Source organism: Ramlibacter sp. (assembly GCF_041916345.1).
Taxonomy (GTDB): Bacteria; Pseudomonadota; Gammaproteobacteria; order Burkholderiales; family Burkholderiaceae_C; genus Ramlibacter.
The window spans coordinates 34,232-52,301 of the sequence record NZ_JAYRZR010000006.1 but is presented as its reverse complement, the minus strand read 5'-3'; the positions used below and the strand labels follow the sequence as shown (position 1 = coordinate 52,301).

General features: G+C 69.4%; 15 protein-coding genes. 7 read left to right on the top strand and 8 right to left on the bottom strand.

The window, feature by feature from the left end:
• Positions 1–5: 5 nt before the first annotated feature.
• The 3 genes from ACE3T5_RS03225 to ACE3T5_RS03215 form a co-directional block, all read right to left on the bottom strand.
• Positions 6–671 carry a 2-C-methyl-D-erythritol 4-phosphate cytidylyltransferase gene (locus tag ACE3T5_RS03225; protein WP_374664380.1) on the bottom strand — a complete coding sequence of 222 codons (666 nt, stop codon included), beginning with the start codon at positions 669–671 and terminating at the stop codon, positions 6–8.
• Entirely contained in the window at positions 664–1,548 is an 885-nt protein-coding gene (locus ACE3T5_RS03220) for a hypothetical protein (protein ID WP_374664378.1), read from the bottom strand. Before ACE3T5_RS03220 ends, ACE3T5_RS03225 begins: the two co-directional genes overlap by 8 nt.
• A gap of 135 nt (positions 1,549–1,683) precedes the next feature.
• A complete protein-coding gene (locus ACE3T5_RS03215) occupies positions 1,684–2,565 on the bottom strand; it encodes an NAD(P)-dependent oxidoreductase (protein WP_374664376.1) in 882 nt (293 codons plus the stop codon).
• A 79-nt stretch (positions 2,566–2,644) separates the two neighbouring features.
• Between ACE3T5_RS03215 and ACE3T5_RS03210 the strand changes: the two genes are divergently transcribed.
• Positions 2,645–3,043, top strand: coding sequence for a hypothetical protein (locus ACE3T5_RS03210; protein ID WP_374664374.1), 399 nt, complete (start codon positions 2,645–2,647; stop codon positions 3,041–3,043).
• Positions 3,044–3,136: 93 nt separating this feature from the next.
• Here ACE3T5_RS03210 and ACE3T5_RS03205 read toward each other — a convergent pair whose 3' ends face one another.
• From ACE3T5_RS03205 to ACE3T5_RS03185, 5 genes are read right to left on the bottom strand one after another with little or no spacing between them, the layout of a single operon-like run.
• Positions 3,137–5,551: an FAD-dependent oxidoreductase gene (locus tag ACE3T5_RS03205; protein WP_374664372.1), complete on the bottom strand. Its 2,415-nt coding sequence runs from the start codon at positions 5,549–5,551 to the stop codon at positions 3,137–3,139.
• Between the two features lie 39 nt (positions 5,552–5,590).
• On the bottom strand, positions 5,591–6,436 hold the full coding sequence (locus ACE3T5_RS03200; RefSeq protein WP_374664370.1) for an EamA family transporter: 846 nt from the start codon (positions 6,434–6,436) through the stop codon (positions 5,591–5,593).
• Positions 6,437–6,440: 4 nt separating this feature from the next.
• Positions 6,441–7,907 (bottom strand): phosphonoacetaldehyde dehydrogenase, encoded by a 1,467-nt coding sequence (phnY, locus tag ACE3T5_RS03195; protein WP_374664368.1) that lies wholly within the window; start codon positions 7,905–7,907, stop codon positions 6,441–6,443.
• Positions 7,908–7,911: 4 nt separating this feature from the next.
• Complete coding sequence (gene phnA / locus ACE3T5_RS03190; protein ID WP_374664366.1) at positions 7,912–9,126, bottom strand: phosphonoacetate hydrolase; 1,215 nt, start codon at positions 9,124–9,126, stop codon at positions 7,912–7,914.
• Positions 9,127–9,145: 19 nt separating this feature from the next.
• Complete coding sequence (locus tag ACE3T5_RS03185; protein ID WP_374664364.1) at positions 9,146–9,847, bottom strand: phosphonate utilization associated transcriptional regulator; 702 nt, start codon at positions 9,845–9,847, stop codon at positions 9,146–9,148.
• A 176-nt stretch (positions 9,848–10,023) separates the two neighbouring features.
• Here ACE3T5_RS03185 and ACE3T5_RS03180 point away from each other — a divergent pair, with 176 nt between their 5' ends.
• The 6 genes from ACE3T5_RS03180 (at position 10,024) to ACE3T5_RS03155 (ending at position 18,056) form a co-directional block, all read left to right on the top strand.
• Positions 10,024–11,079 (top strand): putative 2-aminoethylphosphonate ABC transporter substrate-binding protein, encoded by a 1,056-nt coding sequence (locus tag ACE3T5_RS03180; protein ID WP_374664362.1) that lies wholly within the window; start codon positions 10,024–10,026, stop codon positions 11,077–11,079.
• Positions 11,080–11,224: 145 nt separating this feature from the next.
• The gene (locus ACE3T5_RS03175; RefSeq protein ID WP_374664360.1) at positions 11,225–12,280 is read left to right on the top strand and encodes a putative 2-aminoethylphosphonate ABC transporter ATP-binding protein; all 1,056 of its coding nucleotides are present in this window, start codon (positions 11,225–11,227) and stop codon (positions 12,278–12,280) included.
• A 95-nt stretch (positions 12,281–12,375) separates the two neighbouring features.
• Positions 12,376–14,118 carry a putative 2-aminoethylphosphonate ABC transporter permease subunit gene (locus ACE3T5_RS03170; protein WP_374664358.1) on the top strand — a complete coding sequence of 581 codons (1,743 nt, stop codon included), beginning with the start codon at positions 12,376–12,378 and terminating at the stop codon, positions 14,116–14,118.
• Positions 14,119–14,152: 34 nt separating this feature from the next.
• On the top strand, positions 14,153–15,271 hold the full coding sequence (locus ACE3T5_RS03165; RefSeq protein ID WP_374664475.1) for a 2-aminoethylphosphonate--pyruvate transaminase: 1,119 nt from the start codon (positions 14,153–14,155) through the stop codon (positions 15,269–15,271).
• A gap of 16 nt (positions 15,272–15,287) precedes the next feature.
• A complete protein-coding gene (locus ACE3T5_RS03160) occupies positions 15,288–16,646 on the top strand; it encodes a glutamine synthetase family protein (RefSeq protein WP_374664356.1) in 1,359 nt (452 codons plus the stop codon).
• The gene (locus ACE3T5_RS03155; RefSeq protein WP_374664354.1) at positions 16,647–18,056 is read left to right on the top strand and encodes an aspartate aminotransferase family protein; all 1,410 of its coding nucleotides are present in this window, start codon (positions 16,647–16,649) and stop codon (positions 18,054–18,056) included. It begins immediately after the preceding gene.
• The last annotated feature ends 14 nt before the right edge of the window (positions 18,057–18,070 follow it).

Below are 18,070 nucleotides of genomic sequence, written 5' to 3'. Positions count from 1 at the left end.
AGGTCTTACGCCCGCAAGCGATGCGTCAGCGCCTGCGCCAGCACCCAGTCATCCGCCGTGGTCAGCTTGATGTTCAGCGCCTCCCCCTCCACCCACGCCAGCGGCAGGCCGGCGCGCAGCACCATCTCGTTTGCGGATTGCGGCTGCCAGCCCTCACGCGCGGCCTGCGCGCACAGTTCGCGCAGCAGGTCCGCGCGAAAGGCCTGGGGCGTCTGCGACTGGCCGGCCTCGGTGCCGGGCAGCGCCTCGGTCACGCGGTCGCCCTCCACGCGCAGCCACCGCACCGGCGCGCGCAGGCAGGCGGTGGCCGCGCCCGTCGCTTGTGCCGCCCCGAGCACGCGCCGCGCAAGGGCCACCGAGGCGAACGGGCTGCATGCATCCCACAGCAGCACCCAGGGCCGCGTGGCGGCTGCGACCAGTTGCGTCAGCGTCGCTTGCCGCGTGGTGCCGCCCTCGACGCGCGTGCTGGCCGGCGGCGCGGCCATGCCTGGCGCGCAGCCCACAAGCACCTCGGCGCCGAGCGGACGCGCCTTCTCCACCAGCCAGTCGATCACCGGCCGGCCGGCCAGCGGCAGCAGAGCCTTCGGGCCGAGCCCCAGGCGCTCACCCAGGCCGGCGGCGGGGATGAGCACGCTCACGTCCTCGGCGACCGGGCCGGGGTCTTCAGCCATGGCCCGGCTTCGGAGGTGGCGCCACGGCCGCATCGAGCACGGCGCACCACGCATCCAGCTGCGGCTGGGCCCCGCAGCGCGCGCGGATCTGCTGCGCGAGGCGCTGCGTGCGCGGCAAGTCGCCGGTGAGCCAGCATTGGCACAGCGCCTTCCAGGCGAGGCAGGTCCAGCTCAGGTTCATGGCCACCAGCGCGCGGTTGGAGATCTGCGTGTCCCACTCCGGCTGCGGCGTGCGCCAGTCGCCATAGAACGCTTCGAGCAGCGCCTCCGCCGGATCGGGCCACCACACCAGCCCGGCCGGGCTGGGCCGCTCGCGCAGCGCGAACCATGGCAGGCGCAGCACGCGCTGATGCGAAGGCGGGCGGTCATACAGCCAGGCGCCGCCCTCGATGCAGCCGCGGGCGGGATCACGCCGCAGGCCGAACACATCGATTGAGTAGCCGGTGTCGCCATCGACATAGGTCGCCACGTTGCCGAAGGGCGGCACGTCCCGCGCGCGGCGCAGGCCCAGGCCTTGCAGCAGCCGGCCGGCCAGGCTGAAATCGTCCAGCCAGACGGCGATGTCGGCGTCCTTGTCATTCGGCAGCAGCGCGCCGTCGCGCTGCAGGCCCAGCAGCGTGCCCGCATAGGGGAAGGCGGGGCAGCCGGCCGTGCGCAGCTCCGCCAGCACGTGCCACACGAGGCGCAGCGCGCGTGGGCCGTCCCACGGCGCGGCCGGCCGCTGCTGACGCGGCACCAGGCCCTCGGCCGTCACGCGCGCCAGCGCATCCAGCGTCATCTGCAGGCGCGCCCGCAGCGTCTCGAAGTCACCCGCCAGCAGCGCCGTCTGCGCGCCGGCCAGGCCGGACTCGATCAGCGGCAGGGCGGGGTGGGTCATGCGGAGGGACTCTAGCAGCGTGGGAGCCGCTGGGGTTCCCTTCGGTCACCGCCAGCCTACGGGGTCAACCAGGGTGGGCGGGACTTCGTAGACTGGGGTGGAGCGTCAGCGCAACCCCAGCGATCCCTGCACGCCTCAGCGCCGCGCCCCACCCAGCAGCGTCACCAGCTCCGGCACCAGCGCCTCGTTCCCGCCCTGCGCCAGCGCCTGCTCCAGCGTGCCCAGCACGGCCTGCGCCACCTCACGCGCGGCGCCGGCATCGGTGGCCATGGTGGTGTAGTAGTCCAGATCCTTGCGGGCGTTCGCGATGGAGAAGCGCAGGCCGCTCGTGTCGCGCGCCAGCAGGTAGGGCTTGATGCGCTCCAGCGCGATGCCGCCGCCGCCGCCCTTGGCCAGCACGTCGACGAAGGCCTCGGGCGCCACGCCGCTGCGCTCGGCGCAGGCGCCGGCCTCGGCCAGCAGCGTGATCATGCCCAGCGATACGTAGTTGTGCAGCAGCTTCATGCTGTGCCCCGCGCTCACCGGCCCCACGTGGGTGATGTTCTCGGCGAAGCACTTCAGCAGCGGCCGCACCTCCTCCAGCAGGGCTGCATCACCGCCCACCAGCAGGTTCAGCCGGCCCTCGGCGGCCTCCTTCGGCGTGCGCGTCATCGGCACATCCAGGAAGCGCGAACCGCCCGCCTGCACCGCCTGCGCCATGCGCTGGGTGGAGGAGGGGATGGCCGTGGAGCAGTCGATCACGATGCTGCCCGGCCGCAGGCCCTCCAGCACGCCGCCGGCGCCGGTGAGCACCGCCTCCACCTGGGGCGAACCGGTGACGACGAGGATCACCACGTCGGCCCAGGCGGCGAGGTCCTTCGCAGTGGTGAAGGTGCGTGCACCGCCGGCCTTGAGCGCATCCAGCGGCTGGTTGCCGGGGTGTTCCAGCACGCCCAGCGGCCAGCCGTGCTTCTGGATATTGCTGGCGATGCCGTGGCCCATGAGGCCGATGCCGATCATGCCGATGTTCTTGTTCATGTCTTGCTCCGTCGATGCGTGTCCTGCGGTGGCTTCAAGTCTACTTGGCACGCGACGCGCGCGCCGGCATCATGGGCCCATGCTGAAGCAGGAAGTGGCCATGGGCCCGGGCGGCCGTGTGCTCATCATCGATTCCATCACCAAGGTGGACCCGCGGGACGAGGGCGCCATCGTCGTCTCGGCCTCGCACGGCGGTGTGAGTTCCGGTGAGTTCGCGCTGGCGGTGCCGCTGCGGGCCGTGTTCTTCAACGACGCCGGCGTCGGCAAGGACGATGCGGGCATCGCGGCGCTCGCCATGCTGCAGGCGCGCGGCGTGGCCGCCGGCACCGTGTCGCACACCAGCGCGCGCATCGGCGACGCGCAGGACATGTGGGACCACGGCGTGATCTCGCATGTGAATGAGGCCGCGCGGGCGATGGGGCTGGCGCCGGGGCAGCGGTTGCAGGCCGTGCTGCAGCGGCTGGTGCGGGGCGATTGAAGCGCTGGGGTTCCCTTCGGTCACCGCCAGCCTACGAGGCCACGGTCGCTGCGCTCTCGTGGGCTGGGGTGGAGCGGAGCGCAACCCCAGCGGTCAGGCCGCCACCCGCGCGGGCCACTGATCGTGCAGCGTCACCGGCACGCGCTCACCCCACAGCAGGATCTCCGCGGCCGTGCCTTCATGCGGCACCCGCGCCGCATCGCCGCGCACATAGCCCAGCGCCACGCAGGCGCCGGCCAGCGGGCTCCAGCCGACGGAACTGAGCTCGCCCACCGGCTCGCCGGCCAGCAACACCGTCTCGCCGCCCCACGCATACCGCGTCGCGTCGCCCAGCACCACGCTGACCAGCTTCTTGCGCAGCGGCAGATGCTGACTCGCCACCAGCGCATCGTGGCCGATGAAGCCGCCAGGCTTGTCCAGCTTCACGCTGAAGCCCAGGCCGGCCTGCCAAGGTGTCTCGTCCGGCCCCAGCTCGGCGCCCCAGGCGCGGCGGCCCTGCTCGATGCGAAGCGCATCCAGCGCGTAGTAGCCGGCATCGCGCAGGCCCAGGTCCTGCCCCGCCGCCATGAGCGCGAGGTAGACGTGGCGCGTCATCTCCACCGGCACATACAGCTCGAAGCCCGGCCCGCCTACGTAGCTCATGCGCGCCGCGCGCACGCGGGCATGACCCAGGTCGATCTCCTTCGTCCAGGAGAACTTCAGCCCGGCGGGGGACAGGTCATCCGGGCTCACGCGCGCCAGCAGCTCGCGCGCCTTCGGCCCCATGACCGACAGCACGCAGGTGAGCGCCGACACGTCGGTCAGCACCGCATGCTGGTCGGCCACGATGTGACGGCGGATCCAGTCGGCGTCCCGCGTGGCCTGGGCCGAGCCGGTGACGATGTGGAACTGGTCCTCGGCGAGCCGGGTGACGGTGAGGTCGCTCTCGATGCCGCCGCGCGCGTTGAGCATGGGCGTGTAGACCATGCGGCCGACCGGCACGTCCATCTCATTGCCGCACAGGCGCTGCAGCACGTGCAGCGCGTCGCGGCCCTGCAGCAGCAGCTTGGAGAACGAGGTCTGGTCGTACAGCGCCACCGCTTCCCGCGTGGCCCGCTGTTCCTCGATCATCCAGGGCAGCCAGCCGGGCGTGCCGAGGGTGTGGGCGGCGGAGGGAGTCTCGGGGCGAAAGTAATTCACCCGCTCCCACCCATTCTTGCTGCCGAACTCCGCGCCCTTGTCCTTCAGCAGGTCATACAGCGGCGAGGTGCGCAGCGGCCGCACGGTGCGCAGCTCCTGCCGGGGCCAGCGCATGGCGTAGTGCAGGCCCAGTGTCTCGCCGGTGCGCTCGGCCAGCGCGCGGCGGTTACCGGTGAAGGGTGCGAAGCGGCGGATGTCCACCTCCCACACGTCGCTGGCGGGCTCGCCGGCGGCCACCCACTCGGCGATCAGCCGGCCCGCCCCGCCGCTGTTGGCGATGCCGGCGGAATTGAAGCCGGCGCAGACAAAGTAGTTGCCCAGCTCCGGCGCCTCGCCCAGGATGAAGTTGCCGTCGGGCGTGAAGCTCTCCGGCCCGTTCAGCAGCATCTTCACCTGCGCCGTCTCCAGGCAGGGCGTGCGGTGGATCGCATTGGTCATCAGCGGCTCGAACTGGTCCCAATCCTCCCCCAGCAGCTCGAACTGGAAGGTGGAGGGAATCGGGTCCACCTGCCACGGCTTGGCTTCCAGCTCGAAGCCGCCCATCACCAGGCCGCCCACCTCTTCCTTGTAGTAGATCAGGCCGTCCGGATCACGCACCACCGGCATGTCGGGCGTGACGCCGGCGATGCGCTCGGTGACGATGTAGAAGTGCTCCGCCGAGAAGAGCGGCACGTTCACCCCGGCCAGGCGGCCGAACTGCCGGGACCACTGGCCACCGCAGTTGATGACCACGTCGCAGCTCACCGTGCCCTGCGCGGTGACGACGCCGGTGACGCGGCCGCGCGCCTGCGTCACGCCGGTCACTTCCACCCCCTCCATGATCTTCACGCCGCGGTTGCGCGCGCCCTTGGCGAGCGACATGCACAGGTCCGCCGGATTCGCTTTGCCATCGCCCGGCAGCCACAGGCCGCCTTGCAGGTCATCGGTGCGCAGCACGGGCACGCGCCGGGCAATCTCCGCCGGCGTGATCTCATGGCACTCCACGCCGAACGCGCGGGCCATCGCGAGCTGCTTGCGCAGCATCTGCATGCGCTCGGGCGTCTTGGCCACGTTCACGCTGCCGCACTGCTTCCAGCCCGTGGCGAGGCCGGTCTCGGCCTCCAGCGTGGCGTACAGCTCGATGCCGTACTTGCTCATCTGCGTCATGCTGCGGTTGGGCCGCATCTGCCCCACCAGGCCGGCGGCGTGCCAGGTGGTGCCGCTGGTGAGCCGGCCCTGTTCCAGCAGCAGCACGTCGGTCTTGCCCAGCTTCGCCAGGTGGTACGCGGTGGAGCAGCCGGCGATGCCGCCGCCGACGATGACGATTTCGGCGTGGGAGGGGAGGGTCATGGATCGTCTTTCAGGTCGGGAGGCAGGGCCGTGCAGCCCTCACCCCAGCCGCAGTGCCATCACCCCCGCCACGATGGCCGCCGTGCCGATGGCCCGGCGCGGGGTGAAGGCTTCCTTCAGGAACCAGGTGCCGATCAGCGCGGCGAACAGCACCGAGGTCTCGCGCAGGGCGGCCACCAGGGCCACTGGCGCGCGGGTCATGGCCCACAGCGCAATGCCGTAGGAGCCGAGTGAGGCGGCCGCGGCCACGCAGGCCACCGGCGCGCGGGCGCGGGCATAAACCCAGGTGGTGGCCCAGCCGCGGCGCCACAGCACGATCAGGCCGAAGGGCCAGCCGTCCAGCACGAAGAGCAGTGCCACGTACTGCAGCGCGTTGCCGGAGGCACGCACCCCCAGGCCATCCACCACGGTGTAGAGCGCGATGATCACCGCGTTGCTGAGCGCGAAGGCCACCGCGCGCGGCGAGTCGAGCGCATGGCGCGACAGGCCGAGCGAGAGCACGCCCGCGCTCACGCCCAGCACGCCTGCCCAGGCCATGGGCGAGAGCGTCTCGCCCAGGGTGAAGCTCGCCGACAGCGCCACCAGCAGCGGCGCGGTGCCGCGCATCAGCGGGTAGGTGAGGCCCAGCTCGCCATGCTTGTAGGCACCGGTCAGCGCGACGTAGTAGCCGATGTGGATGACGATGGAGCCAGCTAGGTAGGGCCATGACTCGGGTTTCGGCAGGCCCGCGATCAGCACCAGCGGAATGCCGATGAATGAGCCCACGATGTGGATCACCGCCGTGTCCAGCGCCTTGTCGGGGCTGGACTTCACCAGGGCGTTCCAGCTCGCGTGCAGCAGGGCGCCGAACAGCACCGCGAGCAGGACAGGCCATGTGATCGCCAATCGCCTACACCCAGGGCAGCGAGTAGGTCTTGAGGTTGGTGAAGCTCTTCATGGCCTCCTGCACGCCCTCCTTGTAGCCCAGGCCCGAGTCCTTGATGCCGCCGAAAGGCGTGAGCTCCAGCCGGTAGCCCGGCACCTCGCGCACGTTCACCGTGCCCACGTGCAGTTCGTTGATGAAGCGCGTGATGTAGTCCAGCCGGTTGGTGCACACCGCGCTGGACAGGCCGTAGGCCGTGCCGTTGGAGAGGCGGATGGCCTCATCGATGTCCTTGAAGCGGATGATGGGCGAGACGGGGCCGAAGGTCTCCTCCCGCACCACGGTCATGCGGGGGTCCACCTGGTCGATGACGGTGGGCGCGTACAGCGCGCCGCGCCGCTGGTTGCCCGCGAGCAGCCGCGCGCCCTGGGCCACCGCCTCGTTCACGCGCGACTCGAACAGCATGGCGGCGGGCTCATCGATCACCGTGCCCATGTCCATCGCCGGGTCGCTAGGGTCCCCGTGCTTCCACGCGAGCGTCTTCTCCACCACCAGCTCGGTGAAGCGCGCGGCCACCGACTCATGGACCAGCATGCGCTTGATGGCGGTGCAGCGCTGGCCGGAGTTCTTGTAGCTGCCCTGCACCGCGAGCGACGAGGCCTCATCCAGATCGGCATCCTCCATCACGATGATCGGGTCGTTGCCACCCAACTCCAGCACCACGCGGCGATAGCCGGCCTTGGAAGCGATGTACTTGCCGATGCTCACGCCGCCGGTGAAGGTGATGAGGTCCGCCCGCTCGTTCGTGATCAGCTCGTCGGCGATCTCGCGCGGATCGCCCGTCACCACGTGCAGCATCTCCGGTGGCAGCCCGGCCTGGTACAGCAGGTCGGCGAAGAAGATCGCCGAGAACGGCACCTTCTCCGAGGGCTTGAGCACCATGCGGTTGTTGGTGGCGACGCTGGGCACGACCTTGTGCGCCACCTGGTTCATCGGGTGGTTGAAGGGCGTGATGGCGGTGATCACGCCCAGCAGCGGCGAACGCTGCGTGTACACGCGGCGCTTCTTGCCGTGCGGCGTGAGGTCGCAGCTGAAGATCTGGCCGTCGTCCTTGAGCACCTCGTTGGCGCCGAAGAGCAGCACGTCGCTCACGCGGCCGGCTTCATAGATCGCGTCCTTGTGGCACAGGCCGGCCTCGGCGGTGATGAGCGCGGCGATGTCGGCCAGCCGATCACGCACCAGCGCCGCGGCCTTCTGCAGGATGCCGGCCCGATCAGCGCGCGTGAGCTTCGGCTGGCAGGCATGCGCCACCTCGAAGGCCTCGCGCACCTCCTCCAGCGTGGCCTTGGGCACGCTGCCGATGCGCTCGCCCGTGTAGGGGTTGAAGACCGGAATGACGCGGTCGCCCTCGCGGCCATCGCCCACGCGGCGGCCGGCGATGCGCATGCGGTCGAGCCCGTGCGCGCGGATGAATTCGGAGACAGATGCGCTCATGACATCACTGCGCGTGATTCAACGCCAGGTCGAACGCGTCGAAATTGCGGAAGCGCCGGTTGCGGTCGATGCCCGGCAACGGCCGGTTCACCACCAGCGGCACCTTCTGCTCGCTGATGCCGCCGTGCGAGCGCAGCGGTGCGTCCAGGCCCGACAGGTCATGCCGGCTGGCGGAGGTGCCGATGACGGTGAAGCGCTCCGACACGCAGACGATGTCACCGATGCGGTCGGCCGGCAGCTCGAAGCGCTCGGCCGCGCCCGCGCGGTCCAGCACCGCCTCCATGCCGCGTAGCGCGCGCAGGTCGCCGATCACCGAGGCGGCGCTCACGCCCGCCGGCAGGTACACGGTGGCGAACGAGCCCAGCGCGCCGTGGTGCACCACATACGGATCGGTGATGGGCAGGATCACGCGCGCGGCGGCCGGGCCCAGGCGCGCATCGAACCAGTCCTGCAGGTAGATCACGTCCGGCCGGCCGTCCATGCCCACCTTGGCGTTCATGCCGTGATCCGCGGTGAGCGCGATCACGCAGCCCAGGCGGTCCAGCTCGCCCAGGTAGCCGTCCATCATGGCGTAGAAGGCATTCGCCCCCGCGGTGCCGGGCGCGTGCTTGTGCTGGATGTAGTCGGTGGTGGAGAGGTACATCACATCCGGCCGGCGCGTCTGCATCAGCTTGACGCCGGCGGCGAACACGAACTCCGACAGGTCCGCGCTGTAGACACTGGGCACGGGTTTGCCTACCAGCGCCACCACGCCGGTGATGCCGTTCACCGCCTCGGTGCACTGATCCGCCTTCTCGGAGGAGAAGCAGATGCCCTTCATGCCGTGGCCCAGCAGCGCGCGCAGCTTGTCCTTGGCGGTGACCACGGCCACCGAACAGCCCGCGTCCGCCAGCGCCGCCAGCAGCGAGGGCGCGCGCAGCCACTTGGGGTCATTCATCATGACTTCGGTGCCGCTCGCGGTGTCGTACAGGTAGTTGCCGCAGATGCCGTGCACCGACGGCGGGGCGCCGGTGACGATGGACAGGTTGTTGGGGTTGGTGAAGCTGGGCACCACGCAATCGGCCACCAGGCCGGTGCCTTCAGCCAGCGCGCGCTTCAGCCAGGGCATGTGGCCGCCGGCCACGGCCTGGCCCAGGTAGTCGGGTTCGCAGCCGTCCACGCACACCACCACGGTGGGCTGGGTGGGCGCGCGGTAGCTGCGCTGGTTCACGGTGAGCATGGGCATCCTTGTGCGGGCGTCAAGCCGCTTCGGTGGCGCGCGCCTGGCGGCGCAGGTCGTTGGCGATGGTGCGTTCCTTGCTGTCCATCACGTGCTGGAACATGGCGCGGCCGGCGGCATCCGCATCACCGGCGGAGATGGCCTTCAGGATCTGCCGGTGCTCGTTGGCGGAGATGGGCAGCAGCCAGCCATCCGCCAGGTTCAGGCGGCGGAACAGCGACAGCTCCTTGATCAGCTTGCGGTAGATGGCGGTGAGCTTGCGGTTGCCCGCCATCTCCACCAGGCGGTCGTGGAACTGCAGGTTGAGCAGGTGGTAGTGGTAGGCGTCCTCGGCCTTCACAGCCTTCTCCATCGCCTCCACCAGGCCGCGGATCTCCTTCAGCTGCGCGGTGGTGATGTTCGACGCCAGCTGGCGGCCCACCAGCTCATCCATCGCGGCGCGCAGATCGAAGATCTCCACCGCCTCGTCGATCGGGATGTCGCGCACGAAGACGCCGCGGTTCTTCTCGGTGCGCACCAGGCCCGCCTCTTCGAGCATGCGGAAGGCCTCGCGCACGGGGCCGCGCGACACGCCCATCTTCTGCGCCAGCGTGGCCTCGATCAGCTTGCTGCCGGGCGCGTACTCGCCGGCGAGGATGGCGCGCTCGATCTCCTGCTGCACCACATTGGCGAGCGAACTGCTCTGCAGCAGTGCGATCGTGGCGTGCGCGATGGCAGTCATGGTGCGATTAGAGCAGCCTCCGCCGGATTGTCAACAATCTGCAAAAAACAATTGACAAGCTACGGGCTGCGTCGTCCAATGAAACCGCAACTCGCGCCGATGAGGGAGGCTGACAGCCATCGCGCGGACCGGGCTTTCGTGGCAGCCATCCGATCCACTTGTACAGGAGTTCCCGCATGCGTCTTACCCGTCGTCTCGTCTCCCGCCTGCTGCCCGCGGCGGCCGCCACCCTGCTGGCGCTCAGCGCCGGCGTGGCCGGTGCCCAGCAGAAGACCCAGGTGCTCGTCTACACCGCGCTGGAGACGGATCAGCTCAAGGCCTACCAGGAGGCCTTCAACAAGGTCGAGCCCAACATCGAGCTGAAGTGGGTGCGTGATTCCACCGGCGTCATCACCGCCAAGCTGCTGGCCGAAAAGGCCAATCCGCAGGCCGACGTGGTGATGGGGGTGGCGGCCTCCAGCCTCGCCGTGCTCGACAAGCAGGGCATGCTGGAGCCGTACGCGCCGCTGAACCTGGACGCGATCATGTCCAAGTACCGTGACAAGAAGAACCCGCCGGCCTGGTGGGGCATGGACGTGTGGGGCGCCACCGTCTGCTTCAACACGGTCGAGGCGCAGAAGAAGGGCATTCCCAAACCCGAGACCTGGAAGGACCTGACCAAGCCCGCCTACAAGGGCCAGATCGTCATGCCCAACCCGGCCTCCAGCGGCACCGGCTTCTTCGACGTCACCGCCTGGCTCACGCTGTGGGGCGACGATGGCGGCAAGGGCGGTGGCTGGAAGTACATGGATGCCCTGCACGAGAACATCGCGCAGTACACGCACTCCGGCTCCAAGCCGTGCAACATGGCGTCTTCGGGTGAGTACGTGGTGGGCATCTCCTTCGAGTACCGCGCCAACAGCAACAAGGCCAAGGGCGCGCCCATCGACCTGGTGTTCCCGAAGGAGGGCCTGGGCTGGGACCTGGAAGCCTTCGCCATCCACAAGGGCACCAAGAAGCTCGACGCCGCCAAGAAGCTCGCCAACTGGGCCGCCAGCAAGGACGCGATGATCCTGTACGGCAAGAACTTCGCCATCACCGCGCAGCCGGGCGTGGCCCCGCCGCTGGCCAACGTGCCGAAGGACTACGAGTCGCGCCTGGTGAAGATGGACTTCAGCTGGGCCGCCGAGAACCGCGAGCGCATCCTCGCCGAATGGACCAAGCGCTACAACGCCAAGTCCGAGAAGAGGTAACCCCCCGTTGACGGCCCCTCGCGGGGCCGTCATCCCCCCCAAGGGGGGCGACACCAGCGGCCTGGCGAAACCAGATCCGCGGTGTCACGCGAAGGGGCATCGCTGCGCTTGCCCACTGAACTTCCTGGCACCTCGTCCTGCTTGCATGACATCTGGCTCGTTTCTTGATCTGCGCCACGTGCGCAAGCAGTTCGCCAACGGGTTCACCGCGCTCGCGGACATCAACCTGGGCATCGCCAAGGGCGAGTTCGTCTGTTTCCTGGGGCCTTCGGGCTGCGGCAAGACCACGCTGCTGCGCATCATCGCGGGGCTGGAGGTGCAGACCGCGGGTGAGGTGTGGCAGGGCGGCCGGGACATCTCTCGCCTGCCGCCGGCCGAGCGCGACTACGGCATCGTGTTCCAGAGCTACGCGCTCTTCCCCAATCTCAGCATCGCGGACAACGTGGCCTATGGCCTGGTCAACCGCAAGGTGCCGCGGGCCGAGATCGCGCAGAAGGTCAGCGACCTGATCAAGCTGGTTGGCCTGCCGGGCAGCGAGAAGAAGTATCCGGCACAGCTCTCCGGCGGCCAGCAGCAGCGCATCGCGCTGGCGCGTGCGCTGGCCACGTCGCCCAGCCTGCTGCTGCTCGATGAGCCGCTGTCCGCGCTGGACGCGCTGGAGCGCGTGCGTCTGCGCTCGGAGATCCGGGCGCTGCAGCAGACGCTGGGCGTGACCACCATCATGGTCACGCACGACCAGGAAGAGGCGCTCTCGGTGGCGGACCGCATCGTGGTCATGAACCACGGCGTGATCGAGCAGGTGGGCACGCCGATCGACATCTACCGCGAGCCGGCCTCGCCCTTCGTGGCGGATTTCGTGGGCAAGGTCAACGTGCTGCCGGCCCGGGTGGCGGGTGGCGAGCTGCTGGTGGGCGCGCTGCGGCTGCCAGCCGAAGGGGCAGACCGTGAAGCGCGCGTCTACCTCCGGCCGGAGGACGTGCTGGCCCGGCCCATCGCCGAAGGCGACCCGCATGTGTTCGAGGCCAGCATCGAGAAGATCGAGTTCCTGGGCTCCTACTGCCACGTGCACGTGGCCACGCCCGCGCTGCAGCCGCACCGCCTGACGGTGTACCTGTCGCTCAACTACCTGTCCGAGGCGTCGCTCGCCGTGGGCTCCGCGCTCAAGCTCAAGCTGCTGCCTGAGCGCATCAAGGTGTTCTAGTGACCGGCGCCCTGAACCGCTGGGGTTTCGCTGCGCTGCCACCCCAGCCTACGAACTGCTCTCCCGGTCCCAGCGATCCACCGCTTCGCTGACCCATGTCCGCCGTCCTCCCCGCCCCCAGCGCCACCCCGGTGAAGCAGGCCGCCCACTGGAGCGACCGCATCGCCCATGCCGCGCTGCTCGTGGTGGCCGTGGCGCTGGTCGCCTTTCTCGCCTTTCCCCTGGCCGCCATCCTGATGCAGGCGGTCGAAGGCCAGGCGGGCGAGTTCGTCTTCCTGGACAACTTCATCGCCTACGCGCGCACGCCGGCCCTGCTGGAAAGCCTGTGGAACAGCCTGTGGGTCTCCGGGCTGGTCACGCTCATCACGGTGCCGCTCGCCTTCGGCTTCGCCTACGCGCTCACGCGCTCGTGCATGCCGCTCAAGCCGCTGTTCCGCGGCATCACGCTCATTCCGCTGCTCGCACCCTCGCTGCTGTCGGCCATCTCGCTCATCTACTGGTTCGGCAACCAGGGCGTGCTCAAGGGCTGGCTGCAGTCGCTGGGCATCGCCGAGATCTATGGCGCGCCGGGCATCGTCATCGGCGAGTGCTTCGCCGTCTTCCCGCATGCGCTGATGATCCTGGTGACGGCGCTGTCGCTGGCGGACGCGCGCCTGTACGAGGCGGCAGACGCCATGGGCACCACGCCCGCGCGCAAGTTCTTCACCATCACACTGCCTGGCGCCAAGTACGGCCTGATCTCCGCCGCGCTGGTGGTGTTTACCCTGGTCATCACCGACTTCGGCATCCCCAAGGTGATCGGCGGCAGCTTCAACGTGCTCGCCACCGACGTTTTCAAGCTGGTCATCGGCCAGCAGGATTTCGCCAAGGGCGCCGTCGTCGCCATCCTGCTGCTGGCGCCGGCGGTGCTGACCTTCGCCGTGGACAGTTACGTGAGCCGCCGGCAGACGGCCATGCTGACCGCGCGCGCCGTGCCCTACCGGCCCAAGCCGGCGCGCGGCTTCGACCTGGCCATGACGGCCTACTGCAGCGTCATCGCTTTCCTGGTGCTGGCCATGCTGGGCATGGCGGTGTTCGCCTCCTTCGCGAGCTTCTGGCCCTACAACCTGAGCCCCAGCCTGCGCCACTACGTGATGGGCCTGGTCGATGCCGAGGTGAGCGTCGCCTTCATCAACAGCCTGAAGATGGCCGCCGGCACCGCCTTCTTCGGCACCGTGCTGGTGTTCTGTGGTGCCTACCTGCTGGAGAAGACGCCCGGCCGCTTCGCCGACGGCAGCGGCGGCACCGGCTTCGTGCCGGCCCTGCGCGGCCTGGTGCGCATGCTGGCGATGCTGCCGATGGCGGTGCCGGGCCTGGTGCTGGGCCTGGGCTACATCTTCTTCTTCAACGCGCCGAACAATCCGATCGGCGGCCTGTACCACACGCTGACCCTGCTCACGCTGTGCACCATCGTCCACTTCTACACCACGGGCCACCTCACGGCGGTGACGGCGCTGAAGGCGCTGGATGGGGAGTTCGAAGCGGTGAGCGCTTCGCTCAAGGTGCCGTTCTACAAGACCTTCTGGCGCGTGACGCTGCCCATCTGCACGCCCGCGCTGGTGGACATCGCCCGCTACTTCTTCGTCAATGCCATGACCACCATCTCTGCGGTCGTGTTCCTGTATTCGCCCGAGACCAAGGTGGCGGCCATCGCCATCCTCAACCTCGACGAGGCCGGCGAGATGGGCGCCGCCGCCGCCATGGCGGTGCTGATCCTGCTGGCCTCTTCCACCGCCATGCTGCTGTTCATGGCGCTGGCATGGTGGGTCAACCGCCGCACCCAAGCGTGGAAGGCATGACCCACCCCATTCCGTCTTGAACCAGGACCGATCCATGGACCGCGACCGCATCCTCCTCACCCCTGGCCCTCTCACCACCACCCTGCGCACCAAGCTCGCCATGCTGCGCGACTGGGGCTCGTGGGACGCCGACTTCAATGCCGTGACGGCGCGCGTGCGCCAGAGCCTGCTGAAGATCGTGCACGGCGAAGACACGCACGTGGTGGTGCCCCTGCAGGGCAGCGGCACCTTCAGCGTGGAGGCGGCGGTGGCCACCGTGGTGCCGCGTGACGGCCACGTGCTGGTGGCCGACAACGGCGCCTACTGCAAGCGCGCCGCGAAGCTCACGACGCTGATGGGCCGGCGCGTCACCGTGCTGCCCTTCGACGAAGCGGCCGCTGTCTCCGCCGAAGCCATCGACACGAAGCTGGCCGAGGATGCCAGCATCACCCACGTCGTCCTCATCCACTGCGAGACGGGTGCCGGCGTGCTGAACCCGCTGCAGGCGGTGGCCGACGTGTGCCAGCGGCGTGGCAAAGGCCTGATCGTGGACGCCATGAGCAGCTTCGCTGCGCTCCCCATCGACGCGCGCGAGGTGCGCTTCGACGCGCTCATCGCCGCCAGCGGCAAGTGCCTGGAGGGCGTGCCCGGCATGGGCTTCGTCTTCCTGCGCAAGGCCATCCTGGACGATTGCGCCGGCCGCAGCCAGTCGCTGGCGATGGACCTGCACGACCAGTACGTCTACATGGAGAAGACGGGCCAGTGGCGCTTCACGCCGCCCACGCACGTGGTGGTGGCGCTGGCCGAGGCCATCGCACAGTTCGAGGCCGAAGGCGGCCAGCCTGCGCGGCTGGCGCGCTACACCGCCAACTACCGCACGCTGATCGACGGCATGGGCCGCATGGGCTTCATGCCCTTCCTGGACCCCGCGATCCAGGCGCCCATCATCGTCACCTTCCACGCGCCGGGCGACGCGCGCTACGACTTCAAGGCGTTCTACAACGCCGCCAAGGCGCACGGCTTCATCCTCTACCCCGGCAAGCTCACCCAGATCGAGACCTTCCGCGTCGGCTGCATCGGCGCCATCGGCCCGGTGGAGATGCAGCAGGCCGTGCATGCGGTGGAGCTTGCCTTGCAAGACCTCGGCATTGCTTCCGGCGAACCCGCGATCTGAGCCCCTGGAGACCCTCATGGCCACCAAGCCCCATCCCGCCCTCGCCGCCCTGCGCAAATTCGGCGCCACCAAGGTCAAGGTCGCCGTCAGCGACATCGACGGCATCCTGCGAGGCAAGTACCTGCACATCGGCAAATTCGAGGGCGCGGCCGAGGGTGGCTTCGGCTTCTGTGACGTGGTGTTCGGCTGGGACGCGCACGACAACTGCTACGACAACACCCAGGTCACCGGCTGGCAGCACGGCTTTCCCGATGCGCTGGCGCGGGTCGATCTCGACACCGCGCGCCACGTCCCCTGGGACAACAACGTGCCCTTCTTCCTGGGCGACTTCGTCAACGCCGACGGCTCGCCGTTCCCGGTGTGCCCGCGTCAGACACTCAAGCGTGTGCTCAAGCGCGCCGAGAAGCTCGGCTTCGCGCCCATGACGGGCATGGAGTTCGAGTGGTTCAACTTCCGCGAGACGCCGCAGACCTGGGCTGCCAAGAAGGGCGTGGGGCCTGAGCCGCTGACGCCCGGCATGTTCGGCTACTCGCTGCTGCGCATGGCCGACAACCCCGGCTTCTTCAATGCGCTGATGGACGAGATGCTCGCCTTCAACGTGCCCATCGAGGGCCTGCACACCGAGACCGGCCCGGGCGTGTACGAGGCGGCGATCGGCTTCTCCACCGCGCTGGAGCAGGCCGACCGCGCCATCCTCTTCAAGACCGGCGCGCGCGAGATCGGCAAGCGCTACGGCGTCATGCCCAGCTTCATGGCGAAGTGGAGCCAGCAGTACCCCGGCTGCAGCGGCCACATCCACCAGAGCCTGTCGGACGGCAAGACCAACCTGTTCTACGACGCGAAGAGCGGGCGCAAGATGAGCAAGCTGTTCGAGAGCTATCTCGCCGGCCAGATCGCCTGCCTGATGGAATTCGCGCCGATGTTCTGGCCCACCATCAACAGCTACAAGCGGCTGGTGGATGGCTTCTGGGCGCCGGTCAAGCCCACCTGGGGCCTGGACAACCGCACCGCCAGCTTCCGTGTGATCGCCGGCTCGCCGAAGGCGACGCGGCTGGAGACGCGCTGCCCCGGTGCCGACGTGAACCCCTACCTCGCCATGGCCGCCGTCATCGCCGCCGGCCTGCACGGCGTGGAGAAGGGCCTGAAGCTCACCGCGCCGCCCATCACGGGCACCAACCAGGGTGCGGAACACATCCCGCGCGCGCCGCGCAGCCTGATCGAGACCACCCGCATCTTCAGCGAATCGAAGATCGCGCGCGACTGGCTGGGCGACACCTTCGTCGAGCACTTCGCCGCCACCCGCGAGTGGGAGCACCGCCAGTGGCAGGACGCGGTGACCGACTGGGAATTGAAGCGCTACTTCGAGATCATCTGAATGGACCTCGCCGCCGCCAGCGGCCACGCTCCGACGCAGAGCGAGGGCGACATCAACGGCACGCCGCGCCGGCTGGCCTGGCAGCGCGAGCACCTGGATGCGCCCACGCGCGCGCTGCTGGCGCGCGACAGCGCGGCCTTCCTGCACCAGTCCGTGTCCACACCTTGTCTCAGCGCGATCCGCCGGGCGGAGGGCATCTGGATCGAGGACATGGCGGGCCGCCGCTACATGGATTTCCATGGCAACAACGTGCACCACGTGGGCTATGCGCACCCGCACGTCATCGGCGCCATCAAGGCGCAGCTCGATGACCTGTCGTTCGCGCCGCGCCGCTTTGCCAGTGACCGCGCGGTGGAGCTGGCCGAGGCCCTGGGCGCGCAGTTCCAGCGTCTCACCGGCTCGCCCGGACGCGTGCTGTTCACTACCGGCGGCTCCGACGCGGTGGAGGTCGCCATCAAGCTGGCTCGCACGGCTACTGGCCGCTTCAAGACGCTGAGCTTCTGGGACGCCTTCCACGGCGCCGGCTTCGGCGCCAGCAGCGTGGGCGGCGAGTCGCTGTTCCGCGGCGGGCGCGTCGGCCCGCTGCTGCCCGGCACCGAGCATGTGGCGCCGTTTGGCTGCTACCGTTGCGCCTACGGCCACCCGGTGGATGCGAAGGGCCAGCCCGATCTGGAGCGCTGTCGTCTCGCCTGCGCCGGCATGGTGAAGTACGTGCTGGAGCGAGAAGGCGACGTCGCCGCCGTCATCGCCGAGCCGGCCCGCGCCGTGCCCTATGTGCCGCCGCCCGGCTACTGGGCTGCCGTGCGCGAGGCCTGTACGGCGCATGGCACGCTGCTGATCTTCGACGAGATCCCCACCGGCCTGGGCAAGACCGGCCGCTTCTTTGCCGCCGAACATGACGCGGCGAAGCCCGACATCGTGGTGCTGGGCAAGGCGCTGGGTGGCGGCGTGCTGCCTATCGCGGCCTGCGTGGCGCGCGACGATCTCAATGTGGCCGGCGCCTACGCGTACGGTCACTACACGCACGAGAAGAACCCGGTCACGGCCGCCGCCGCGCTGGCCACGCTGCAGGTGATCGAGCGTGAGGACCTGGTGGCGAACGCGGCCCGCGTGGGCGCGCATGCACTGGAGCGCCTGCACGATCTGCGCGACCGCCACGCCCTGGTGGGCGACGTGCGCGGGCGCGGCCTGCTGCTGGGGCTGGAGCTGGTGACGGACCGCGCGAAGAAGACGCCGGCCGGCGACGCCGCCGAGGCAGTGCTGTACCACTGCCTCTCCCGCGGCCTGTCCTTCAAGACCACGATGGGCAGCACGCTCACGCTCACGCCGCCGCTGGTGACGACGGTGGCGCAGATGGATGCGGCGCTGGATCTCATCGACGAGGCGCTCGCCGCCGTGGCCGCGCCCTGAGGAGCGGAATCGCC